This window comes from Streptomyces sp. YIM 121038, assembly GCF_006088715.1.
In the GTDB taxonomy this organism is placed as follows: Bacteria; Actinomycetota; Actinomycetes; order Streptomycetales; family Streptomycetaceae; genus Streptomyces.
This window is the reverse complement of the sequence record NZ_CP030771.1, coordinates 6610383-6633587: the sequence shown is the minus strand read 5'-3', so window position 1 is coordinate 6633587 and position 23205 is coordinate 6610383. Positions and strand designations below refer to the sequence as shown.

Genomic DNA, 23205 nt, shown 5'->3' with positions numbered 1-23205 from the left:
TTCCCTCTCAGCCGAGCAGAACGTCGTCGTCACCGATGCGCTTGAGCTCGCGCACCAGGATGGCGATGCCGGTGACGATGGCGGCCGCGGAGACGACGGCGTCGACGAGCTGCAGCGCGTCGTGCTCGGCACGGGCCTTCTTGACCTGCTTGAGCGTGCTGAGCGCCCCGAAGGCGGTGGTGCCGATGGACAGATACGTGCCGGTCCTGGACTTCTTGAAGCCCTTGGCCTTGGCCAGCGTCTTGTTGCTCACAGCGACGGTGCCTCCTCAAGCAGCGGGTGGCCCCACCTTTCCACGAAGGCGGCCTCGACGGCTGCCCCCACCTTGTACAGGCGGTCGTCCTTCATGGCGGGAGCGATGATCTGCAGACCGACCGGGAGGCCGTCCTCCGGCGCGAGGCCGCAGGGCAGCGACATGGCGGCGTTGCCCGCCAGGTTGGTCGGGATCGTGCACAGGTCGGCCAGGTACATCGCCATCGGGTCGTCGGCGCGCTCGCCGATCGGGAAGGCGGTGGTCGGCGTGGTCGGCGACACGATGACGTCGACCTGCTCGAAGGCCTTCTCGAAGTCCCGCGTGATCAGCGTGCGGACCTTCTGCGCGGAGCCGTAGTACGCGTCGTAGTAGCCGGAGCTGAGCGCGTACGTGCCGAGCATGACGCGGCGCTTGACCTCGTCGCCGAAGCCGGCCTCGCGGGTCAGCGCGGTGACCTCCTCGGCGGACTTCGTGCCGTCGTCACCGACGCGCAGGCCGTAGCGCATGGCGTCGAAGCGCGCGAGGTTCGAGGAGCACTCGGACGGCGCGATCAGGTAGTACGCCGACAGGCCCAGGTCGAAGGACGGGCAGTCCAGCTCGACGACGGTGGCGCCGAGCGACTTCAGCAGCTCGACGGACTCGTTGAAGCGCTGGACGACACCGGCCTGGTAGCCCTCGCCGGAGAACTGCTTGACGACGCCGACGCGCATGCCGTCCACCGAGCCGTTGCGCGCGGCCTCGACGACCGCGGGGACCGGGGCGTCGATGGAGGTGGAGTCCAGCGGGTCGTGCCCGGCGATGGCCTCGTGCAGCAGCGCCGCGTCGAGGACGGTGCGGGCGCAGGGGCCGCCCTGGTCCAGGGAGCTGGAGAAGGCCACCATGCCGTAGCGCGAGACGCCGCCGTACGTCGGCTTGACGCCGACCGTGCCGGTGACGGCCGCGGGCTGGCGGATGGAGCCGCCCGTGTCGGTGCCGATGGCGAGCGGGGCCTCGTACGCGGCGAGGGCCGCGCTGGAGCCGCCGCCGGAGCCGCCGGGGATCCGGGTCAGGTCCCACGGGTTGCCGGTCGGTCCGTACGCGCTGTTCTCGGTGGAGGACCCCATGGCGAACTCGTCCATGTTGGTCTTGCCAAGGATGACGACGCCGGCTTCCTTGAGCCGCTTCGTCACCGTGGCGTCGTACGGCGGGATCCAGCCTTCGAGGATCTTCGAACCGACGGTCGTCGGGACGCCCTCGGTGGTGAAGATGTCCTTGAGCGCCAGCGGCACACCGGCCAGCGGGCCGAGCTGCTCGCCCCTGGCGCGCTTCTCGTCCACGGCGCGGGCCTGCGCGAGCGCGCCCTCGCGGTCGACGTGCAGGAAGGCGTGCACCTTCTCGTCAACGGCCTCGATGCGGGCCAGGTGGGCCTCGGTGACCTCGACCGCGGTGAGCTCGCCGGAAGCGATCCTCGCGGCGATCTCGGCGGCGGTGAGTTTGATGATGTCCGTCATGTTCGGTTAGTCCTCCCCCAGGATCTGCGGCACCTTGAAACGCTGCTGCTCCTGGGCCGGGGCGCCCGAGAGCGCCTGCTCGGGGGTGAGCGACGGACGGACCTCGTCCGCGCGCATGACGTTCGTCAGCGGCAGCGGGTGCGAGGTCGGCGGTACGTCTTGGTCGGCGACCTCCGAGACGCGGGCGACCGCGCCGATGATGTCGTCGAGCTGTCCGGCGAAGTGGTCGAGCTCTTCGTCCTTCAACTCCAGACGTGCAAGGCGGGCGAGGTGAGCGACCTCCTCGCGCGTGATGCCAGGCATGCAGCGATCCTCTGGGGTGAGCGTGATGGATGTGGACCCAATCCTATGGGGCGCGCGCGGCTGACCGCGAAACGCTTTCCTCTCGCGGGGGCGCGCTCGACGGATCAGGCCCGGGGCTACCGCCCCGGACCGGGCGTCGCGCCGCGGGCTTTTCCCCGCCCGCCCGCCCCTTTCCCGGCCCGCACCGGAGAGTTTCAGCCCGTCCGGCGTTTGAGGACGAGGCGCGGAGCGCCGATAAGGGCGGGGGCCCGGGGGCGGCAGCCCCCGGTTCGGGAAGGGGCGGGCCTGGGGCGCCCCGCGGGGGGATGTCGCGGTACGACAATTGCCCGGCCCCGGTGCGCTGCCCCGCCCCCCGCCCCGGGGAGGCGCAGCATGCCCGGCATGCGCATGCAATTCCCCGGGGCGAAAGGCCCCTGGCCAGGCCCGGTGGCACTCGGAGCCGGGGCCCTCGCCCTGGCCCTGTCGCTCACCGCGTGGTGGACCCTGATCAACGACCCGACGTACGCGTCGCACCGCACCCCCGCCGACCTCAGCGTCTACCTGGACGCGGCGAGGGCCCCGGAGCACGAGCTGTACGGCGGGAAATTCGGCGTCCACTCCCTGCCGTACCTCTATCCGCCCGTCGCCCTGCTCCCCTTCCGCGCCGTGAGCGAGCTGGACCTGACCGTCGCCGCCCGGCTGATGGCGGGCCTGTCCCTCGCGGCGATGGCGCTGTCGGCCTGGGCCGCGGCCCGCATGGCGGGGCGGCGCCCGGGGGCGGCCACCGCGGGGTGCGCGCTCGCGGTCTGCGGCCTCGCGCTGTGGACCGAGCCGGTGCTGCAGAACCTGGACTTCGGGCAGGTCAACCTGATCCTGCTCGCGCTCGTCGTCACCGACCTGGCCACGCCCGACCGCCTCCCCTGGAAGGGCGTGGGCATCGGCGTCGCGGCGGGCCTGAAGCTCACCCCGGGCCTGTTCGTGGTGTATCTGCTGCTCACCCGCCGGTACCGGGCCGCGGGCGTGGCCACGGCCGTCTTCGCCGGGACGGTCGCGGCGGGCTGGTGGGCGCTGCCGGAGGCGTCGGCGGACTTCTGGGGCGGGGCGTTCGCGGGCAGCGCGGGCGGCCGCGAGTATCTGGCGAACCAGTCCCTGAACGGGCTCTTCGTCCGCTTCGGCCTCGGCGCCGACGGCGTCGGCGGGCCCGTGTGGGGAGCGGTGTGCGGGGTGCTCGCCGTGGCGGGGCTCGGCGCGGCGGCACGGGCCTCGCGGCGGGGCCGGGAGCTGGTCGCGGTGTGTGTGGTGGGCGCCCTGACGCTGGTCTGCTCGCCCCTGTCGTGGACCCACCACTGGGTGTGGATCGTGCCCGGGTTCGTCCTGGCGGCGGACGCGGCGCTGCGGCGGCGCACGGCGGCGGCGTGGCTATGGACGGCTGGCCTGTTCGCGCTGTTCGCGGCGTGGCCGATCCGTATCGATGGCTTCGGCACCTGGGACCCGTCCCGCCCGCTCCTGCCGTACGGCCTCCTCTGGTACGTGCCGCACTGGCAGCGCGAGCTCCAGTGGGATCCGTTCCACGTGGTCGTGGGCAACGCGTACGTGTGGCTGGGCGTCGGCTTCGTGGTGTGGGCCGCCGTGGCGTTCCGGCCACGGCCGGTCAGGACCGTCCCGGGCGGACGGACGAGCCGCGAAGCGATGGTGGACCCGGCGGGTCCGGTCCGTGCGGACGAGCGCGCGGCGCGCTGAACGCGGCCCGCGCCCGCCGGGTCACTGCACCGCGCGGCTGGGCGACGGCGGCGCCGGGTCGGGCGCGGCGGGCCCGGGCGCCGGGTCGACGGGCCGGTGCGTGGCGCCCTCGCCGCGGGCGCGCAGCCAGGCCGTGGTCTCGCTGGGCGGCATCGCCGCGGCGACGAGCCACCCCTGCACCGCGTCGCAGCCGAGGTCCCGCAGCCGCTCCCAGGTCTCGTCGTCCTCGACGCCCTCGGCGACGACGAGCAGCCCGAGGGAGTGGGCGAGGTCGACGGTGCAGCGCACGATCTCGGCGTCCTCGGTGTCGACGGCGAGCCGCGCCACGAAGGAGCGGTCGATCTTCAGCTCGCTCACCGGCAGGCGGCGCAGATGCACCAGGGAGGAGTACCCCGTACCGAAGTCGTCGAGGGACATCTTCACGCCGTGCCCGGTGAGCCCGGCGAGGGTGTCCGCGGCGCGCTGCGGGTCCTCGAGGAGCACGTGTTCCGTTATCTCCAGCTGGAGCGCGCCCGCGGGCACCCCGTGGCGGGCCAGGCGCGCGGCGACGGCGCCCGCGAAGCCGGGGGTGTGCACGTCGCGCGGTGACACGTTCACCGCGACGGGCACGTTCAGGCCCTGGGAGCGCCATCTGGCGACCTGGGCGAGGGCCGACTCCAGGACGTACTCGGTCAGGTGCGGCATGAGGCCCGACGACTCGGCGATGGCGATGAACTCGTCCGGCGGCACCTTGCCGCGCTCGGGGTGCACCCAGCGCACCAGGGCCTCCAGGCCCGCCACCTCGCCGTCGAAGCGGACCTTCGGCTGGTAGTGCAGCTCCACGTCGCCCGCGTCGAGGGCGCGGCGCAGATCGCCCAACAGGCCCAGGCGGTCGGGGGTGTTGGAGTCGCGCTTGGACTCGTACACCTCCACGCCCGTACGGTCCCGCTTGGCCTGGTACATCGCGACGTCCGCGCGGCGCAGCAGGCCCTCCGCGTCGAGCGCGTGGTCGGGGAAGACGGCGAGTCCGGCACTCGCCTCCAGGACCAGGGTGAGGCCGTCGAGGTCCAGCGGGGAGCCGAGCGCGCCGACGAGCTGGCGGGCGACGCGCTGCGCGGACGTGGTGGAGTCGGCGACGGGCAGCAGCACCGCGAACTCGTCGCCGCCGAGCCGGGCCGCCTCCGCGCCGCGCGGCAGCGCGAGCCGCAGCCGGTCGGCGATCTGGAGCAGCAGCCGGTCGCCCGCGAGGTGTCCGAGGGTGTCGTTGACCGAGCGGAAGCGGTCCATGTCGATCAGCATCAGGGCGGAGCGGGCGCCGATGCGCTCCGCGTCGTCCAGGGCCGTCCAGGTCCGCTCCAGGAGCCACTGCCGGTTGGGCAGTCCGGTGAGCGGGTCGCGCAGCTGCTCCTCCGCTCTGGCGCGGGCGATCCACAGCGTGGAGTCGAGCGCGACGAGCGGGATCGTGAACAGCGGCAGGAGCAGCGGAAGCGACATCGCGACGACGCAGATCAGCGGGGCGATGCCGAGCAGGGCCACGCCGAGCAGGCCCTGGCGGACCAGCGCGGTGCGGGTGACGGTGGGCAGCGCGCCGGTGCGCGGGGCGTGCACGTACCAGAGCAGGACGCGGGTGACGGCCAGATACGCGACGGCGACGAGGCCCACCTCGGGCGCCGTGTACAGGTCCCAACTCTCGGGATTCCAGGGCGCGTCGGCCGCCGGTGCGGTGCCGAACGCGGCCAGCGTGAGCGCGCCCGCGCCGATGCCCAGGATGTCGACGGCGCCGTGCAGCACGCCCTGGCGCCAGCGGTGGCGGCGCGCGACCCCGACGAGGACGACGACGGTGAGGCTGACCATGCCCGCGGGCATCCAGCCGTACAGCAGCAGGACCGCGACGGTGAGCGCGCCGCCGGAGCCGGTGCCGCCCCACCAGCGGTCGCGGCCGAGCGCGACGAGGTGGCCGACGATGAGGCCGGTCAGGACGGCGAGCGACCAGCCGACCGTGCCGGAGGGGAACAGCGGGTGGCCGCCGGTGAAGGCGTGGAAGAAGCCGGTACCGAGGACGATCGCGGCGGCCGCGACGACGGCCATGGGCAGCAGCTGCCAGCCGCGGCCGTCCTGCTCCATGCCGTCGAGGCCGTCGAGACCGTCCAGGCCGTCCGGCTGGTCCGCGGCCCGCTCGTGCGCGCCGGGCCCGCCGCGCCACCGTCCGCGCCGTCCGGCCGTGCTCCCTCGCGCGGCGCCGGGCCCGCCCGCGGCCGCGCTCACCGCGCCCCGCACACCGGACGGTCCGGCGGCGGGCCCGGCTGCCGCGGCCCGCGCTCCCGGGGCGCCCGCGCCCGTCGCACCACGCACGGCGGGGGCGCCGCTCGCGCCGCCCGCCACCTCCCGCACGGGGGCAGGGCCGGCGGCACCACCGGCCGCACTCCGCCGCGCGTCTTCGGCACTCGCCGTCACACCAGCCTCCGCCGGGCCTGACGTTCCTCGACCTCCGCCGCCCCGCCCGGGCGCGTCCCGCCCGCCTGCTTCCGGTCCCTCACCAACTGCCGTACCCCGAATGCCCGTTACTCCCCCCTGTACGGCACCAGCTGGGCCGGAAAAGCCCGTTCCGCAGCCGGGAGACGCCCCCCAGGCCGCTGGGGCGCCGTCGTCGAGGAGGGTGCCGCCGTGTGTCCACGCCCGCTCCCTGGGACGGATCTCGGGTGCCTGGGCGGGCCGTTCGGCCCGCTCGTCGGTGTCGGCGGGGGCGCCCGCGGCCGACCGGGCGGCGCGGCGGCACCGCCACCCGCCGAGCCCGCGCCGCAGGCGCGACCGCAGCCATGAGTCCGGGGCGACGCTCTCGGTCGGTTCCATTCCCGTCCCTCTCACAGCCGGCGGTGCCCACGCCACGCGGACTCACGTCCTGACAGCCGCGTCTGAAAACCCTTCCCCCGGCTCTCCACGACACGAGCAGGGGAACACCCCGTCCGCATGCGGGGCACGGCAGGCGCACACCTCAACAGTAGGCCGCAGAAGGCTTCCACGGGCAGCGGTCGTCTACGGTTGCCCGAATGCGACCCGGCCACCCGTATGCATCTGGTATGCGCTGAACGGGTGGCCTTCAACCGCTATTCTTCGGTCGGAAGCGCGGCTTCCCGGGCGGCGTCCGCCCCTTGTTCCAGCAGGACCGCGAAGCCGTCCTCATCGAGTACGGGAACCTTCACTTGCATGGCCTTGTCGTACTTCGAGCCGGGGTTGTCCCCCACCACGACGAATCCGGTCTTCTTTGAAACGGAACCGGTGACTTTGGCTCCGCGGCTCTGGAGCGCCTCTTTCGCGCCATCCCGCGTGTAGTTCTGCAGCGTTCCGGTGACTACGACGGTGAGGCCTTCGAGGGGGCGCGGGCCCTCGTCCTCGCCACCGCCCTCCTCCTCCATGCGGACGCCCGCGGCCCGCCACTTACGGATGATCTCCTGGTGCCAGTCCTCGGCGAACCACTCCTTCAGAGACTTCGCGACGATCGGGCCGACGCCGTCGGTGGCCTCCAGCTCCTCCTCCGTGGCCTGCTCGATGCGGTCGATGGAGCGGAACTCGCGGGCGAGCGCCTCGGCGGCCACGGGGCCCACGTGGCGGATGGACAGGCCGGTGAGGATCCGGGCCAGCGGACGCTCCTTGGCGGCCTGGATGTTCTCCAGCATGGCGAGGGTGTTCTTCTTCGGCTCGCCCTTCTGGTTGGCGAAGAAGGTCACGACCTTCTCCTCGCCGGTCTTCGGGTCCCGCTTGGGCAGGCCCGAGTCCTGGTCGAGGACGTACGACTTGATGGGGAGCAGCTCCTCGACCTTCAGGTCGAAGATGTCGCCCTCGTCGAGGATCGGGGGCGTCGCGGGCTCCAGGGGGCGGGTGAGCGCGGCGGCGGCCACATAGCCGAAGTTCTCGATGTCCAGGCACTTGCGGCCCGCGAGGTAGAAGAGGCGCTCGCGCAGCTGGGCGGGGCAGGTCTGGCCGTTCGGGCAGCGAAGGTCGATGTCGCCCTCCTTCATGGCCCTAAGGGCCGTGCCGCACTCGGGGCACTCGGCGGGCATGACGAACGCGCGCTCGCTGCCGTCGCGCAGGTCGACGACGGGGCCGAGGATCTCCGGGATGACGTCGCCCGCCTTGCGGATCACGACGGTGTCGCCGATGAAGACGCCCTTGGCCTTGACCACGTCCTGGTTGTGCAGCGTGGCGAACTCGACCTCCGAGCCCGCGACGGTGACGGGCTCGACCTGGGCGTAGGGCGTGACGCGGCCGGTGCGGCCGACGCCGACCCTGATGTCGATCAGCTTGGTGTTGACCTCCTCCGGCGCGTACTTCCACGCGATGGCCCAGCGCGGGGCGCGCGAGGTGGAGCCGAGGCGGCCCTGGAGCGGGATCTCGTCGAGCTTGACGACGACGCCGTCGATCTCGTGCTCCACGGAGTGGCGGTTCTCCCCGAAGTACGTGATGAACTCGCGCACGCCGTCGAGGCCTTCGACGACCTTGTTGTGCCGGGCGGTGGGCAGGCCCCACTCGCGCAGCAGGTCGTACGCCTGCGAGAGGCGGTCGATGTCGAGGCCCTCGCGGGCGCCGATGCCGTGCACCACCATGTGCAGCGGACGCGTGGCGGTGACGCGGGGGTCCTTCTGGCGCAGCGAACCCGCCGCCGCGTTGCGCGGGTTGGCGAAGGGCTTGTCGCCCGCCTCGACCAGGCGGGCGTTGAGCTCCTGGAACTTCTCCATGGGGAAGAAGACCTCGCCGCGGATCTCCACGAGGGCCGGGACGCGGTCGCCCTGGAGGCGGTCGGGGATGTCGGCGATGGTGCGCACGTTCGGCGTGATGTCCTCGCCGGTGCGGCCGTCGCCGCGGGTGGCGGCGCGGGTGAGCCTGCCCTGCTCGTACGTCAGGTTGACCGCGAGGCCGTCGACCTTCAGCTCGCACAGCAGGTGGTAGTCCGGGGAGCCGACGTCCTTGGCGACGCGGTCGGCCCAGGCGGCCAGCTCCTCGTCGTCGAAGGCGTTGTCCAGGGAGAGCATGCGCTCGCGGTGCTCGACGGAGGCGAAGTCCGTCTCGTACGCCCCGGCGACCTTCTGGGTCGGCGAGTCCGGTGTGCGCAGCTCCGGGTGCTGCTCCTCCAGGGCTTCCAGCGAGCGCAGCAGCTTGTCGAACTCGGCGTCGCTGATGACCGGCTGGTCCTTCACGTAGTACCGGAAGCGGTGCTCCTCGATCCGCTCGGCCAGCTGGGCGTGCTGCTCGCGCGCCTTCGCCGGCACCGCGCCTTCCTGTTCGACAGCCACCGTCTCGTCCTCCCGTTACCTTCAGACCCAGTTGCTCAGCGTCACTCAGGAGAGTCCGCGAGCGATCTCGCCGCCCGGACGCAGTGCGCGAGCGCCGCCCGGGCATATGCGGGCGAAGCACCCGCGAGACCGCACGACGGCGTGACCGTGACCGACTCCGCGAGCGACCCCGGATTCAGCCCCAGCCTGCGCCAGAGCGTCCTGACACCCATGACGCTACCGGCAGGGTCTGACAATGGACCGTCCGTGCCCGGCACGACACCGGCGAACAGCTTCGTCCCGGCCTCGACGGCCTCGCCCAGGACCTCGTCGTCACGCTCGGTGAGAAGCGAGAAGTCGAACGACAGGCCGTGCGCGCCCGCCCTGCGCAGCAGCGCGAAGGGCACGTCCGGCGCGCAGGAGTGCACGACGACCGGGCCGTCGTGCACGGCCATGACGTCGCGCAGGGCGCTCTCCACGACCTGGCGGTCCGCGGCGCGGTGGGTGCGGTACTCGCTGGCGGTCTTGATCCGGCCGCGCAGCACGGCGGTCAGCGACGGCTCGTCGAGCTGGAGCACGAGCCGGGCGCCCGGCACCCGCTTGCGCACCTGCGCGAGGTGGGCGCGCAGGCCCTCGGCGAGGGACCCGGCCAGGTCCCGGCAGGCGCCGGGGTCGGAGACCATCGCCTCGCCGTTCCTCAGCTCCAGGGCGGCGGCGAGCGTCCACGGGCCGACGACCTGGACCTTCAGGGGGCCTTCGTAGCCCTGGGTGAACTCCTCCAGGGCGTCGAGGTCCTCGCCGAGCCAGGACACCGCGCGCCGCGTGTCCCGTCCCGGCCGGTCGCCGACCCGCCAGCCGCTGGGCTCCACGCGCGCGTACAGCTCGACGAGCAGCCCCGCGGTGCGGCCGATCATGTCGGCGCCGGGGCCGCGCGCGGGCAGCTCCGGCAGGTACGGGATGCCCTGCTCGGGGGTCTCGAAGGTGCCGGTGACGGTCTTCGCGCTCTCCCGGGCGTCGCCGCCGGGCATCGAGCCGACGCCGGTGGCCGGGCCCAGGGTCCAGGTGTCCTCGGTGCTCACCGCCGTGCTCACCGTCCGGGCCGCACCGTCAGGTCGTTGACCTCCGCGTCGCGCGGCAGGTCGAGGGCCATCAGGATCGTCGTCGCCACGGACTCGGGGTCGATCCACCGCGCGGCGTCGTACTCCTTGCCCTCCTGCTGGTGCACCTTGACCTGCATCGGGCTCGCGGTGCGGCCGGGGTACACGGAGGTGACGCGGACGCCGTTGCCGTGCTCCTCCTGGCGCAGGGAGTCCGCCAGGGCTTTCAGGCCGTGCTTGGAGGCGGCGTACGCGGACCACTCGGCGCCCGCGTGCAGGCCCGCGCCGGAGTTCACGAAGAGCACGTGTCCCTGGGAGACGCGGAGTTGGGGCAGGAAGTGCCGGGTCAGCTCGGCGGGCGCGATCAGGTTCACGTTCAGCTGGTGGCGCCAGGCCTTGGGGGTGAGGTCGCCGACCGGGCCGAGGTCGACGACGCCGGCGATGTGGAGCAGGGAGTCCACGCGGTCCGGGAGCGTCTGGTGGGAGAAGGCCCAGGAGAGCTTGTCCGGGTCGTTCAGGTCGCCGACGAGGGTGCTCGCGCCCGGGAACTGGGCGGCGAGCTCCTTGGCGCGGCCCGCGTCGCGCGCGTGCAGCACGAGGGCGTCCCCGCGCGCGTGGAGACGGCGGGCCACTGCGGCCCCGATGCCGGAGCCCGCCCCGGTGATCACATGAGTTGCCATGCGCTTATGGTCGCATTCCGGCCGCGCGCTCCCGGATGCGAGCCGGGGCGGGGCGCCCGGCGGCGGGGTGCGGCGGGCAGCCGGGAGCGAGCCGGTGGCAGCGGGGCGCTCCCGCCGGGCCCGCGTGCCCGTGTGCGCCGTCCGCGCCGTCCCGGGGCCCCCGGCGCCTCAGCGCACTCCCAGGGACTCCTCCAGGTACGCCAGGGCGCCCACCGGCTCCTCCGCGAAGAAGACCAGGTCGGTCAGCGGCACCGGCAGGAAGCCCTCGTCCTCCATGCGGCGGAACTGTTCCCGCAACCCGTCGTAGAACCCCGCCGTGTTGAGCAGCACGACCGGCTTGGTGGTGCGGCCGTGCTTCTTCAGCTCCAGGATCTCGGTGGCCTCGTCGAGGGTGCCGGTGCCGCCGACCATGACGACGACCGCGTCGGCCTTCTCCAGGAGCAGCGCCTTGCGCTCGGCGAGGTCCCTGGCTATCACCATGTCGTCGACGCCGGTCCTGGCCTTGGCGGCGAGGAAGTCCACCGACACGCCGGTGAGCCGCCCGCCCGTCTCGTGCACACCGTCCGCCACGACCTTCATCAGGCCCGTGTCGGAGCCGCCCCACACCAGGGTGTGGCCGCCCTTGCCGAGCAGCTCGGCGAACTGGCGGGCGGGGCGGGTGTAGGTCTCGGGCAGGTCGGCCGCGGAGAGGAAGACGCAGATGTTCATGCGCCCTACCGTACGGTTCGCCACGGGCGCCCCGGGGGCCGCGGAAGAAGTGCGCCGCCCCGCGCGCTGTACGGAGCGCCCCCGGCACAGACGAGGCGACCCCGGCGAAAGGGATGACCGTGACCGCAGGACATCGCATCACCATCGAGCAGGGCACCCAGCACGTGCGCGTGGAGCACGACGGACAGGTCGTGGCGGAGAGCAAGCGCCCCCTGGTGCTGCGCGAGACGGGCTGTCCGGTGCGCTACTACCTGCCGCCGGAGGACGTGCGCACCGATCTGCTCACGCCGTCCGGCACGCACACGTACTGCCCGTTCAAGGGCACGGCCTCGTACTGGTCGCTGCCCGGCGGCGAGGACCAGGTGTGGGCGTATCCGGACCCCAAGGCCGAGGTGGCCGAGATCAAGGACCACCTGTGCTTCTACGCGACCGAGGAGGTGGCGCGGGCCTCCTGAGGGACGGCCGCGAACGTCCTGCGGTACGCCGCCGGTGACACGCCGAGCACGGACCGCATGTGCTGGCGCAGGGAGTTGGCGGTGCCGAAGCCCGCGCGGTGGGCCACCAGGTCGATGGGCAGGTCGCTGCTCTCCAGGAGGTGGCGGGCCACCTCGATGCGCTGGCCCGTGAGCCAGCGGCCCGGCGTGGTGCCCACCTCGTCGCGGAACCGGCGCGTGAACGTGCGCAGGCTCATGCGGGCGTGGTCCGCCATCTCGCCGAGCGTCAGCGGCTCCTGGAGGCGTTCGAGCGCCCACGCGCGCGTGGGCGCCGTGGTGGCGACCGTCGGCTCCGGGACGGGCCGTTCGATGTACTGCGCCTGCCCGCCGTCGCGCCACGGCGGGACCACGCAGCGCCGGGCCACGTGGTTGGCGACGGCGCTGCCGTGGTCGCGGCGCACCAGGTGCAGACAGAGGTCCACCCCGGCGGCGACGCCCGCGGAGGTGAGGATGTCGCCGTCGTCCACGAACAGGACGTCCTCGTCGAGGCGCACGCGCGGGAACTCGCGCCGGAACTGCTCGGCGACCTGCCAGTGCGTGGTCGCGGGCCGCCCGTCCAGGAGACCGGCCGCCGCGAGGACGAACGAGGCGCTGCAGAACGACACCAGGCGCGTGCCCGGGCGCACCCGGCCGAGCGCGGCGGCCAGGGGCGCGGGCAGCCCGTCGGCGGCCGTCGCCCGGTCGCAGGGGGCCGCGGGCGGGATCACCACGGTGTCCGCGTGCCCGAGGGCCTCGGGGCCGTGCTCGGCGGCCACGGAGAAGCCCGCGTCCGTCCGCACCGGGCGCCCGTCGGCCGTGCACACCACGACCTCGTACAGCGGCCGCCCCGCGGCGTCCTCCGCGTTGCCGAAGACGCGTGAGGGAATGCCCAGCTCGAAGGCGTAGACGCCGTCCAGGGCGAGGACGGCGACGCGGTGGGGACGGTCGGGTGCGGGGGACGTGCTCATGGCCAGATCCTGTCACATGATGGCCAGGCTGCCAGCACTGCGGCGGGCCGCGGGGCCGCACGCTGGTGGGCATGCGCCGGAACTCCGGCGTCCGCTCACCGCAAAGGACACGTTCAATGAGCTCGCCCAGCGACCGCCCGACCCGCCCGACCCGCCCGACCATGCGTGCCGTCAGCCCGCGCGCGTGGGGCGCCCCCGACGTCCTGGTCCCCGTGGAGGTGGACCGCCCCGTGCCCGGACTGACGGAGATCCTGGTCAAGGTGCACGCGGCCGGGGTGAACCCCGTCGACTGGAAGACCCGCGCCGCGGGCGAGTTCGGCACCTGGGGCGACACGCCGATCCTCGGCTACGACGTCTCGGGGACCGTCGAGGCCGTGGGCCCCGGGGTGACCCTCTTCGCGACCGGCGACGAGGTGTTCGGCATGCCGCGCTTCCCGGAGCAGGCGGGCGGCTACGCCGAGTACGTGACGGCGCCCGCGCGCCGTTTCGCGCGCAAGCCCGCCGCCGTCGACCACGTCCAGGCGGCCGCCCTGCCCCTGGCCGCGCTGACCGCCTGGCAGGGCCTGGTGGAGACGGCGGGCCTGCGCGCCGGGCAGCGGGTCCTGATCCACGCGGCCGCGGGCGGCGTGGGCCACCTGGCCGTGCAGATCGCCAAGGCGCACGGGGCGTACGTCATCGGCACGGCACGGGCCGACAAGCACGACTTCCTGCGGGGCCTGGGCGCGGACGAGCTGATCGACTACACGACGACGGACTTCGCGGCGGCGGTGCGGGACGTGGACGTCGTCCTGGACGGCGTCGGCGGCGCGTACGGCCCCCGGTCGCTGCCCGTCCTGCGCAGGGGCGGCCACCTGGTCACCCTCCCCGACCCGGGCGGGCTCCCCGACGCCGCGCGGGCCGAGGCGCTGGGCGTGCACACCGGCTGGACGGTCGTCGAGCCCGACCGCCACGGCATGCTGGAGATCGCCCGCCTGGTGGAGGAGGGCAAGCTGCGCGCGGAGATCGCGAAGGTCCTGCCCCTGAAGGACGCGGCCGAGGCCCACGCCTACGGGGAGCGCGGCCGCACCCAGGGCAAGATCGTGCTCCAGGTGACCTGACCGGCCGCGCTCCCTTCAGGCGGCTTCAGGCGGCGCCCAGCGGCTCAGCAGGGGCGCGACGAGGGGCCGTCGTAGCGCGCCCAGAGCGCCCGCCAGTCGCGGTCGTACAGGACCATGTTGGCGTCTTCCTGGATGCGCAGCCACGCCCCCCTGCTGCCGCACCCGTGCGTCCCCAGGGACCACAGGGGCCTGCCCTGCCCGTCGTAGACGACGACGTTGCCGTCCCGCTGCATCCACAGGGACACGTTCCAGCCACGGGTGTCGGTGTCCCAGAGCGGGGTGTACACGCTGAGGGAGTGGCTGTAGAGGACGACGTTGCCGTCGTCCTGGACCCACAGCTCGTACCAGTGCCCGACGTTCTTCGTGACGTGGACGGCGATGTACTTGTTCTGGGTCAGGCACTCACCGGGCTTGAGGTAGTCGTGGTAACCCCAGCCCTGCGGCGGCGTGGAGCAGCCGGAGTCGGGGAAGGCCAGCGGCTTCACCGCGCCCCGGGGGCGCACCGGCCCCGAGAGGAGCCCCTTCTTCTTGGCCTCCTGGAGCGTGGGCAGGCCCTTGAGGGGCGCCGACGGCAGCGTGGGGACCTTGTCGCCCTTCTTCGGCCGGACGGACTTCGGGGGGACCGGGTGGGGCACTGTGGGGGCGCTCGCCCGGGTGGCGTCGGGGCGCGCCTGGGCCGTCGCGGCGGGGGCCAGACAGCCCAGGGCGAGGACGGCGGCGAGCGCCGTGGTGATCAGGGAGGTGCGGCGGTTCATGGAGGCGTCGGCTTTCGTCAGCACGGGCGGGTGGAGGGGCCGTCGAAGCGCGCCCAGAGGGGGCCCCAGTTACGGTCGTAGAGAACGAGGTTGGCGTCCGCCTGGACCCGTAGCCACGCTCCCCAGTCGCCGCATCCGTGCGTCCCCAGGGACCACAGGGGGTTGCCGTGCGCGTCGTAGACGACGACGTTGCCGTCCCGCTGCATCCACAGCGACACGTTCCAGCCGCGGGTGTTGGTCTGCCACACGGGCTTGTACCACGTGTCGTTCTTGTAGAGGACGACGTTCCCGTCGTCCTGGACCCACAGCTCGTACCACATCAGCGTGTGGATGTACGCGGCGATGTACTTGCCCGGGGTGAGGCACTCACCGGCCTTGAGGTAGTCGTGGTAGCCCGACCCCTGCGGCGGTTCGGAACAGTTCGCATCGGGGAAGGACCGCACCTTCACCCCGCCCCGGGACTTGACCGGTCCCGAGACGAGGCCCTTCTTCTTGGCCTCCTGGAGCGTGGGCAGGCCCTTGAGGGGCGCCGACGGCAGCGTGGGGACCTTGCTGCCCTTCTTCGGCTGGACGGACTTCGAGGGGCCCGGGTGGGCCAGCATGGGCGTGGACGGCGACGCGGTGTCCGGGCGCGGCGCGGCCGAGGCGCCGGTCGCCAGCGGGCCGAAGGCGATGGTGGCGGCGAGGGCCGCGGCGAACAGGGACGCTCCGCGCCCGGCGGCACCCGCCGGGGTTCTACTGAAGATCATGCCGACATGTCACCGCAGGGTGATCCACGGTCGGTCAACGCGCGGTAAACGCGCCCCCGGGGGTCAGACGGCGGCCGCGGCCCGGTCCGTCGTGGCGATCGTGGCCGAGCCGACCACGCGCGTGCCGTCGTACAGGACGATCGCCTGGCCGGGGGCGACGCCGCGGACCGGCTCGGTGAAGGAGACCCGCAGCTCGCCGTCGGAGGTCAGCTCCGCCGTGACCGGGGTCTCGTCGCCGTGGGCGCGCAGCTGGGCGGTGTACGCGCCCGCTCCGGAGGGGGCCGTGCCGCACCAGCGGGGCTTGAGGGCGGTCAGGGCGGTCACGTCGAGGGCGGCGGCGGGGCCGACCGTCACCGTGTTGTTCACGGGCGAGATGTCCAGGACGTAGCGCGGCTTGCCGTCGGGGGCGGGGGTGCCGATCCGCAGGCCCTTGCGCTGGCCGATGGTGAAGCCGTACGCGCCCTCGTGGGTGCCGAGGACGGCGCCGGACTCGTCGACGATGTCGCCCTCCGCCTTGCCGAGGCGGCCGGCGAGGAAGCCCTGGGTGTCGCCGTCGGCGATGAAGCAGATGTCGTGGGAGTCCGGCTTCTTGGCGACGGCGAGGCCGCGGCGCTCGGCCTCCGCGCGGATCTCGTCCTTCGTGGTGACCGTGTCGCCGAGCGGGAACAGGGCGTGCGCGAGCTGCCGGTCGTCCAGGACGCCGAGGACGTACGACTGGTCCTTGGCCATGTCGGAGGCGCGGTGCAGCTCGCGGGTGCCGTCCTCGCGCACGATCACCTGCGCGTAGTGGCCGGTGCAGACCGCGTCGAAGCCGAGGGCGAGCGCCTTGTCCAGGAGCGCGGCGAACTTGATCTTCTCGTTGCAGCGCAGGCACGGGTTGGGCGTGCGGCCCGCCTCGTACTCGGCGATGAAGTCCTCGACCACGTCCTCGCGGAACCGCTCGGCGAGGTCCCACACGTAGAACGGGATGCCGATGACGTCCGCGGCGCGGCGCGCGTCGCGGGAGTCCTCGATGGTGCAGCACCCGCGCGCGCCGGTCCGGAACGACTGCGGGTTCGCGGAGAGCGCCAGGTGCACTCCGGTCACGTCGTGCCCGGCTTCGGCGGCTCGGGCGGCGGCGACGGCGGAGTCCACACCGCCGGACATGGCGGCGAGGACACGGAGCGGGCGGCTGGTGCGCTGCGGGGTCTGCGAAGTCATAGCCCTAACAGGGTACGGGGCGACGGGAACCTCTCGCCCGTGCGTATCCGTTCACGATCACATGGGGGACGTGAGCGAGAAGAAGGACGCGGACGGGAGCGCGGAGCCGTCGCCGGAGCCCGGGCGCGGGTCGTCCCGGCGCGCCCTGCTCATCGGCGGCGCCGCGGTGGGCGTCGGCGCGGCCTTCCTGGCGCGCGACGAGCTCGGCCGCCTGTGGTGGCGCCTGCCGGGGGTCGTGAAGAAGCGCAGGGAGGGCGAGGTGGACGCGCCCGGCGCGCAGTGGACAGCGGCGTCCGGCGCGAACTGGCGGCGCGCCGACCGCCCCTCGGACTACGCGATCGACCGCGTGGTGATCCACGTGGTGCAGGGCGGGTACGCCTCGGCGCTGAAGGTCTTCAAGGACCCCGGCCACGGCGCCGCCGCGCACTACGTGATCCGCAAGGACGGCCACGTCGCCCAGATGATCCGCGAGCTCGACGTGGCCTACCACGCGGGCAACAGGGACATGAACGAGCGCAGCGTGGGCATCGAGCACGAGGGCTTCGTGGAGCGGAAGGCCTCGTTCACGGACGCGATGTACGCCGCGTCCGCGCGCCTGACGGCCGGGATCTGCCGCCGGTACGACATCCCCGTGGACCGGAAGCACATCATCGGCCACGTGGAGGTCGAGGGCACGGACCACACCGACCCGGGCCCGCACTGGGACTGGGACCGGTATCTGCGCCTGGTGCGCGCGGCCCGCGAAGCCCCGCGAAGACGGCCAGGGACGGACCGGCCCTCGGCCAAGCCCTAGGTCGGGCCCCTGGCTCGGGCCCTGGCTCAGGGCCTAGCTCAGGCCCGCCGACCGCGCCCGCTCCACCGCCGGGCCGATCGCCGCCGCCACCGCGTCCACGTCCGCCTTCGTGGACGTGTGGCCGAGCGAGAAGCGCAGCGTCCCGCGCGCGAGGTCGGGGTCGGTGCCGGTGGCGAGCAGCACGTGGCTGGGCTGGGCGACACCAGCGGTGCAGGCCGAGCCGGTCGAGCACTCGATGCCCTGCGCGTCCAGGAGCAGCAGGAGCGAGTCGCCCTCGCAGCCGGGGAAGGTGAAGTGGGCGTTGGCGGGCAGCCGGCCCGCGGGGTCCGGGTCCCCGCCGAGGACGGCGTCGGGCACGGCGGCGCGGACGGCGTCGACCAGGCCGTCGCGGAGCGCCCCGACCTCGCGGGCGAACCACGCGCGGCGCTCGGCGGCGAGCCGCCCGGCCACGGCGAAGGCGGCGACGGCGGGCACGTCGAGCGTGCCGGAGCGCACGTGCCGCTCCTGGCCGCCGCCGTGCAGCACGGGCACGGGGCTGTAGGCGCGCCCGAGCAGCAGGGCGCCGATGCCGTAGGGGCCGCCGATCTTGTGGCCGGAGACGGTCATCGCGGCGAGCCCGGAGGCGCCGAAGTCGACGGGCACCTGACCGAAGGCCTGCACGGCGTCGGCGTGCAGCGGCACGTCGAACTCGGCGCAGACGTCGGCCAGTTCGCGCACCGGCTGGAGGGTGCCGATCTCATTGTTGGCCCACATGACGGTGGCGAGGGCGACGCTGCCGGGGTCGCGGGCGATGGCCTCGCGGAGCGCCTCGGGGTGCACGCGCCCGTGCGCGTCGACGGGGAGGTACTCGACGGTGGCGCCCTCGTGCTCCCCGAGCCAGTCGACGGCGTCGAGGACGGCGTGGTGCTCGACGGGGCTGGCGAGGACGCGGGTGCGGGCCGGGTCGGCGGCGCGGCGCGCCCAGTACAGGCCCTTCACCGCGAGGTTGTCGGCCTCCGTGCCGCCGGAGGTGAACACCACCTCGCTGGGGCGGGCGCCGAGCGCGTCGGCGAGCGTCTCGCGGGACTCCTCGACGGTGCGCCGCGCCCGGCGGCCGGCCGCGTGCAGCGAGGAGGCGTTGCCGGTGACGGCGAGCTGCGCGGTCAGCGCCGCGATCGCCTCCGGAAGCATGGGCGTGGTCGCGGCGTGGTCGAGGTAGGCCATGGTGGGCACGATTCTACGAGCCGCGCCCGGGCGCCCGGACCCCGGTGGCCCCTGCCCGGCCGGGATCCGCCGTGCCCGCGGGGGGGGTCAGCCCGCCAGGCTCCAGGAGACCGTGCCGTCCAGGGAGACGAGCGCGGCGAGAACCACGAGGTCGGCGACGCCGAGCCCGAGCCCGAGCAGGGCGCGGCCGCGCCGGGCGGTGCCCCGCCACAGCGCGACGCAGGCGAGCGCGATCGCGACGGGGCCGAGCACGACGTTCAGCACGAGCAGCCCGAGCAGTCCGAGGACGAAGGAGGCGACGGCCATGCCGTCGGTGTCCCGGCCGCCGACGGCCCGCACGCCGGACGCCTGCGCGCGCGACGCCACGGACGGCTCCACCACCGGCTTCGCGGACGCCTTCGCGGACGCCTTCGCGGACGGCTTCGCGGACGGCTTCAGCGCGGTGAGTTCCATGGTGCGACTCCTCAAGGTGAGGTGGGTGTCGTGCGGAGACGGGGAGACGGGGCGCGCATCGCGTCAGCGCGGGCGCGCACGGCGCTCGCGCACCGCGAAGACCACGAGCCACAGCCCGATGACCGTGGCCAGGACGAGCGTGACGGGCAGCGGGACGTGCGCCACGGTGCCCATGGCGACGCCGAGCAGCAGGAGGGCGGCGACGAGGAACAGCATGAGGAACGCCTCTCTTCGGTGAACGCTTGTGGTTACAACTGTTCACTGACTTCTGAGTCTACTCGCCTCCCGGCTTTCAAAACTCGGAGAACAGTTGTTAACTGCATGGCATGAGTCACACCCCCGGCGACCACCCCGTCGGCATCCGGCAGGCGCAGAAGCAGAAGACCAGGCAGGCCCTCCTGGACGCCGCCCTGCGCCTGCTGGAGGAGCAGAGCCTGTCCAGCCTGGGCCTGCGCGAGGTCACCCGCGCCGTGGGCGTGGCGCCCACCGCCTTCTACCGGCACTTCCGCGACACCGCCGACCTGGGCGTGGCACTCGTCGAGGAGGCCCTCGGCAGCCTGCACACGACGCTCGCGGCGATGCTGGCGGCCACCGGTGACGGCGAGGAACGGATCGCGGGCGCCGTCGAGTTGATCGCCTCCTACGTGCGCGCGCACCCGGCGCACGTGCGCTTCATCGCCCGGGAGCGGCACGGCGGCGTACGGGCCGTGCGGGAGGCCATCGGCGACCAGCTCGCGCTGTTCGCGCGGGAGGTGGCGGACCGGTTCGCCGAGGAGCCGGAGGCCGCGGGCTGGAGCGCGGACGACCTCCTGATGCTCGCGCGGACGTACGTGGACCACATGGTGATGACGGCCTCCGCGCTCCTGGAGACCGACGACGAGGGCGAGGTCACCGACACGGCCCGCAGCCAGCTGCGCCTGGTGGGCCTCGGCCGCCGCCACTGGCTCGACGCGCCGCCGGAAAGGGCCTGAGCCGGGCGCGCCCCCGCACCCCTCGACGCTCCGGTACGCCCCCGCACACCTCGACACTCCAGTAAGGGGCAACTAGCCTCTACACCCATGACGAACACGCTCGCCGACTGGGTCCTCGACCGCACCTTCGCCTCCTCGTCCGGCGCCGTCCGCTGGGCCGTCCTCGGGCCCGAGGACGCGAGCCCCGTCGTCCTCGTCCACGGCACGCCCTTCTCCTCGTACGTGTGGCGGGGCGTCGCCCGGGCCCTCGCGCGCGACCACCGCGTGTACGTGTGGGACCTGCCCGGGTACGGCGCCTCGGAGATGCGCCCCGGGCAGGACGTGTCGCTCGCCGCGCAGGGCCGCGTGCTCACCGAACTGCTCGCCCACTGGGGCCTGGACGGCGAGCGGCGCCCGGCCGTCGCCGCCCACGACTTCGGCGGCTGCGTGGCGCTGCGCGCCCACCTCCTGCACGGCGCCCGCTACGCCCGGCTGGCCCTCGTCGACCCGGTGGCGCTCGCGCCCTGGGGCTCGCCCACGTACCGGCTGCTCGGCGCGCACGCCGAGGTCTTCGGGCAGCTGCCGCCCGCGCTGCACGAGGCGCTGGTGCGCGAGTACGTCGGCTCCGCGAGCCACCGCGGGCTGCACCCGGCCGTCCTCGACCGGCTCGTCGCGCCCTGGTGCACCGAGGCGGGCAGGCCCGCGTTCTACCGGCAGATCGAGCAGAACGACCAGCGCTTCACCGACGAGGTCCAGGGCCGGTACGGCGAGGTGGAGCCGCCCGTGCTCATCTGCTGGGGCACCGAGGACACCTGGATCCCGGTGGCGCGCGGGCACGAGCTCGCCGGGCTCGTCCCCGGCGCCGAGCTGCGCCTCATCGAGGGCGCCGGACATCTCGTACAGGAGGACGCTCCCGCGGAACTCACCGGGGAGCTCGGTCGTTTCCTGGGTGCGGGCCTCTCCGGAGCTCACTGACGGTACAGGTCAGTGACGGCCGCGGCGGCCCGCGCCAAGTCCTCGCGCACCTCCGGGGGCGCCACGACCTCCACGGAGGCGGCGAAGGGCAGCAGCATGCGGGCCGCGCCCACCGCCTCCAGCGCGAGCACGACGGTGACCCACTCCCCCGCGCCGTCGTCCTCCACCACCCGCGTGAGCGCGCCGGCCTGGAGCCGCAGGAACTGCTCGTAGCGCTCGCGGCGCACCCGCACGGTCACCTCGACGCCGCCCGCGCGCCGCTCCACCCGCCGCTTCAGCTCCTCCCAGACGTGGGCGAGTTCCACGCCCGCCCGGCGCCTGACCGGCTCGTCCGTCAGCCGCGCCGCGCGCACCCGGTCGGCGCGGAACAGCCGCGGCCTGCCCGCGCGGTCGGCCACCAGGTACCAGACGCCCGCCTTGGACACCAGGCCGTACGGATCGAGGGTGTACGTCCGCGGCTCGCTCGCGCCGCTGTGCCGGTAGCGCACGCGCAGCCGCCGGTCCGCGAGGACGGCGTCCTGGAGCACCCCGAGGTGGTCCACGGGCAGGCCCGCGCCCGGACCGCGCGTCCAGCGCTCGGCGTCCACCAGGATGCGGCGGCTCGTCAGCTCGGCGGCGGGCCGGTGCGGTTCGGGCAGCGCCGCCATCACCTTGCGCAGGGCCGAGCCGAGTGCGGCGTCCAGGCCGAGCGCCGCGTGCGCGCCCCGCGCGGCGAGCAGGAACAGCGCGCGGGACTCGTCGGCGGTCAGCCCCGTGACGTCCGTGCGGAAGCCGGGCAGCAGGGCGATGCCGCCGTGCCGCCCGCGCTCGGCGTACACCGGGACGCCGGCGGCGGACAGCGCGTCGACGTCGCGGTAGATGGTGCGGACGGACACCTCCAGGCGCTCGGCGAGCTCGGGCGCGGACACCCGCCCCCGGGTCTGGAGCAGCAGCAGGATCGACAGGAGCCGGTCGGACTTCACGGGCACAAGGATCGCGCAGCCCCCGCCGGGAACCCCCGCGCGGCCCCGCGTCCACGGCGCCCCTGGCGCCCCGGCCGCACGCCCCACGCGCCCCCGGCCCGCCGCACGCCCCGCCCGGGTACCGGACGCCGGATCCAAAAGCGACGGGAAACACTCCTCAGGTCTTCCCAAATCCTGCTTATGATTCGGGGGTGTTCGACTCCCGGCACATCAGGTCCTTCCACGAAGTGGTCCGCACCGGCTCGTACTCGGCGGCGGCCCGCTCGCTCGGCTATACGCAGCCCGCGATCACCCAGCAGATGAAGGCGCTCGAACGGTCCGTGGGCACGGTCCTGTTCACCCGCGTCGGCCGCCGCATGCGCCTGACCGAGGCGGGCGAGGCGCTGTCCCGGCACGCGGGAGTCATCCTCGGCAACATCGACGCCGCCCAGCAGCAGATGAACGCGATCACGCGGCTGCGCACCGGCCGCGTCCGGCTCTGCGCGTTCCCGAGCGCCACCGCCACGCTGATACCGGAGGCCCTCGCCCGGCTCGCCCGCGGCCACCGCGGCATCCGCGTCGAGCTCCAGGAGTACGAGCCGCCGGAGTCGCTCCAGCGCCTCGTGCACGGCGACGCCGACATCACGCTGGCCTTCACCTACCCCGGCCTGCGCGAGGACGTGCCGGACGAGGTCGTCGAAGTACCGCTGATGGAGGACCAGTTGACGGTCCTGCTGCCGACCGGGCACCCGCTGGCCAGGCGCCGCTCGGTGCGCCTGGCCGACCTGTCCGAGGAGCGCTGGATCGCCGGGTGCCTGCGCTGCCGGGCCAACTTCCTGCACGAGTGCGCCGAGCAGGGCTTCGCGCCCGACATCGCCTTCACCACCGACGACAACCTGGTCATCCAGAGCCTCGTCTCCGAGGGGCTCGGCATCGCCATGATGCCGGGGCTCGTCCTCAACTTCCTGTGCCACCGCTCCGTCACGGGCCGCCCCCTGGACCCGGCGTCGCGGCGGCAGGTGTCCGCGTACGTCCTGCGCGAGCACCTGAGGATCCCCGCGACGGCGCTCGTCCTGGACGAGCTGAAGGCGGTCGCGGCGAACCGGGTGGGCTGCTGACCCCGGAATCCCGGCCACCGGCCCCGCCATCCAT

The 23205-nt window shown here is 73.9% G+C and carries 23 protein-coding genes; 7 read left to right on the top strand and 16 right to left on the bottom strand.

The window, feature by feature from the left end; genetic code table 11:
• Nucleotides 1–7: 7 nt before the first annotated feature.
• The 3 genes from C9F11_RS28645 to gatC are packed head-to-tail and all read right to left on the bottom strand — an operon-like array spanning nt 8 to nt 2046.
• Nucleotides 8–253 (bottom strand): membrane protein, encoded by a 246-nt coding sequence (locus tag C9F11_RS28645; RefSeq protein WP_030676354.1) that lies wholly within the window; start codon nt 251–253, stop codon nt 8–10.
• Complete coding sequence (gene gatA / locus C9F11_RS28640) at nt 250–1743, bottom strand: Asp-tRNA(Asn)/Glu-tRNA(Gln) amidotransferase subunit GatA (RefSeq protein WP_138961962.1); 1494 nt, start codon at nt 1741–1743, stop codon at nt 250–252. Before gatA ends, C9F11_RS28645 begins: the two co-directional genes overlap by 4 nt.
• Before the next feature lie 6 nt (nt 1744–1749).
• Nucleotides 1750–2046, bottom strand: coding sequence for an Asp-tRNA(Asn)/Glu-tRNA(Gln) amidotransferase subunit GatC (gene gatC, locus C9F11_RS28635; RefSeq protein ID WP_016642027.1), 297 nt, complete (start codon nt 2044–2046; stop codon nt 1750–1752).
• A gap of 381 nt (nt 2047–2427) precedes the next feature.
• Here gatC and C9F11_RS28630 point away from each other — a divergent pair, with 381 nt between their 5' ends.
• A complete protein-coding gene (locus C9F11_RS28630) occupies nt 2428–3765 on the top strand; it encodes a glycosyltransferase 87 family protein (RefSeq protein WP_171075867.1) in 1338 nt (445 codons plus the stop codon).
• Nucleotides 3766–3786: 21 nt separating this feature from the next.
• On the opposite strand, the gene C9F11_RS28625 is transcribed toward C9F11_RS28630, so the two are convergent.
• From C9F11_RS28625 to C9F11_RS28605, 5 genes are all read right to left on the bottom strand, one after another.
• Nucleotides 3787–5868 (bottom strand): bifunctional diguanylate cyclase/phosphodiesterase, encoded by a 2082-nt coding sequence (locus tag C9F11_RS28625; protein ID WP_138967117.1) that lies wholly within the window; start codon nt 5866–5868, stop codon nt 3787–3789.
• A gap of 980 nt (nt 5869–6848) precedes the next feature.
• Nucleotides 6849–9032, bottom strand: a complete 2184-nt coding sequence (gene ligA, locus C9F11_RS28620; protein WP_138961960.1) for an NAD-dependent DNA ligase LigA — start codon at nt 9030–9032, stop codon at nt 6849–6851.
• A gap of 41 nt (nt 9033–9073) precedes the next feature.
• A complete protein-coding gene (locus C9F11_RS28615; protein WP_212767840.1) occupies nt 9074–10090 on the bottom strand; it encodes a methionine synthase in 1017 nt (338 codons plus the stop codon).
• Between the two features lie 8 nt (nt 10091–10098).
• A complete protein-coding gene (locus tag C9F11_RS28610) occupies nt 10099–10788 on the bottom strand; it encodes an SDR family oxidoreductase (protein WP_138961958.1) in 690 nt (229 codons plus the stop codon).
• A gap of 168 nt (nt 10789–10956) precedes the next feature.
• Entirely contained in the window at nt 10957–11496 is a 540-nt protein-coding gene (locus tag C9F11_RS28605) for a TIGR00730 family Rossman fold protein (RefSeq protein ID WP_138961957.1), read from the bottom strand.
• A 113-nt stretch (nt 11497–11609) separates the two neighbouring features.
• Between C9F11_RS28605 and C9F11_RS28600 the strand changes: the two genes are divergently transcribed.
• Complete coding sequence (locus C9F11_RS28600; RefSeq protein WP_138961956.1) at nt 11610–11951, top strand: DUF427 domain-containing protein; 342 nt, start codon at nt 11610–11612, stop codon at nt 11949–11951.
• Here C9F11_RS28600 and C9F11_RS28595 read toward each other — a convergent pair.
• A complete protein-coding gene (locus C9F11_RS28595; protein WP_138961955.1) occupies nt 11918–12937 on the bottom strand; it encodes a helix-turn-helix domain-containing protein in 1020 nt (339 codons plus the stop codon). The two genes, C9F11_RS28600 and C9F11_RS28595, sit on opposite strands and share 34 nt — an antisense overlap.
• A 116-nt stretch (nt 12938–13053) precedes the next feature.
• Here C9F11_RS28595 and C9F11_RS28590 point away from each other — a divergent pair, with 116 nt between their 5' ends.
• Entirely contained in the window at nt 13054–14034 is a 981-nt protein-coding gene (locus C9F11_RS28590; protein WP_249401919.1) for an NADP-dependent oxidoreductase, read from the top strand.
• 44 nt (nt 14035–14078) lie between these two features.
• Here C9F11_RS28590 and C9F11_RS28585 read toward each other — a convergent pair whose 3' ends face one another.
• The 3 genes from C9F11_RS28585 to mnmA form a co-directional block, all read right to left on the bottom strand.
• Nucleotides 14079–14813 (bottom strand): hypothetical protein, encoded by a 735-nt coding sequence (locus C9F11_RS28585; protein ID WP_138961954.1) that lies wholly within the window; start codon nt 14811–14813, stop codon nt 14079–14081.
• Entirely contained in the window at nt 14807–15538 is a 732-nt protein-coding gene (locus C9F11_RS28580) for a hypothetical protein (protein WP_138961953.1), read from the bottom strand. The genes C9F11_RS28585 and C9F11_RS28580 overlap by 7 nt, the downstream gene beginning before the upstream one ends.
• A gap of 63 nt (nt 15539–15601) precedes the next feature.
• Nucleotides 15602–16738 (bottom strand): tRNA 2-thiouridine(34) synthase MnmA, encoded by a 1137-nt coding sequence (mnmA, locus tag C9F11_RS28575; RefSeq protein ID WP_138961952.1) that lies wholly within the window; start codon nt 16736–16738, stop codon nt 15602–15604.
• A 61-nt stretch (nt 16739–16799) separates the two neighbouring features.
• On the opposite strand from mnmA, the gene C9F11_RS28570 reads away from it, so the two are divergent.
• Nucleotides 16800–17531, top strand: coding sequence for an N-acetylmuramoyl-L-alanine amidase (locus tag C9F11_RS28570; RefSeq protein ID WP_138961951.1), 732 nt, complete (start codon nt 16800–16802; stop codon nt 17529–17531).
• A gap of 33 nt (nt 17532–17564) precedes the next feature.
• On the opposite strand, the gene C9F11_RS28565 is transcribed toward C9F11_RS28570, so the two are convergent.
• The 3 genes from C9F11_RS28565 to C9F11_RS47550 form a co-directional block, all read right to left on the bottom strand.
• Complete coding sequence (locus tag C9F11_RS28565; protein WP_138961950.1) at nt 17565–18734, bottom strand: cysteine desulfurase family protein; 1170 nt, start codon at nt 18732–18734, stop codon at nt 17565–17567.
• 87 nt (nt 18735–18821) lie between these two features.
• Nucleotides 18822–19040 carry a DUF4190 domain-containing protein gene (locus tag C9F11_RS49975; protein ID WP_138967113.1) on the bottom strand — a complete coding sequence of 73 codons (219 nt, stop codon included), beginning with the start codon at nt 19038–19040 and terminating at the stop codon, nt 18822–18824.
• A gap of 210 nt (nt 19041–19250) precedes the next feature.
• Nucleotides 19251–19403, bottom strand: coding sequence for a hypothetical protein (locus C9F11_RS47550; RefSeq protein WP_171075866.1), 153 nt, complete (start codon nt 19401–19403; stop codon nt 19251–19253).
• 110 nt (nt 19404–19513) lie between these two features.
• Between C9F11_RS47550 and C9F11_RS28555 the strand changes: the two genes are divergently transcribed.
• Both C9F11_RS28555 and C9F11_RS28550 read left to right on the top strand, forming a co-directional pair.
• On the top strand, nt 19514–20158 hold the full coding sequence (locus C9F11_RS28555; RefSeq protein WP_138961949.1) for a TetR family transcriptional regulator: 645 nt from the start codon (nt 19514–19516) through the stop codon (nt 20156–20158).
• A gap of 87 nt (nt 20159–20245) precedes the next feature.
• A complete protein-coding gene (locus C9F11_RS28550) occupies nt 20246–21112 on the top strand; it encodes an alpha/beta fold hydrolase (RefSeq protein ID WP_138961948.1) in 867 nt (288 codons plus the stop codon).
• On the opposite strand, the gene C9F11_RS28545 is transcribed toward C9F11_RS28550, so the two are convergent.
• Nucleotides 21106–22074, bottom strand: coding sequence for a WYL domain-containing protein (locus C9F11_RS28545; protein WP_138961947.1), 969 nt, complete (start codon nt 22072–22074; stop codon nt 21106–21108). The genes C9F11_RS28550 and C9F11_RS28545 overlap by 7 nt on opposite strands.
• Nucleotides 22075–22265: 191 nt before the next feature.
• On the opposite strand from C9F11_RS28545, the gene C9F11_RS28540 reads away from it, so the two are divergent.
• A complete protein-coding gene (locus tag C9F11_RS28540) occupies nt 22266–23171 on the top strand; it encodes a LysR family transcriptional regulator (protein WP_138961946.1) in 906 nt (301 codons plus the stop codon).
• Nucleotides 23172–23205 lie beyond the last annotated feature (34 nt).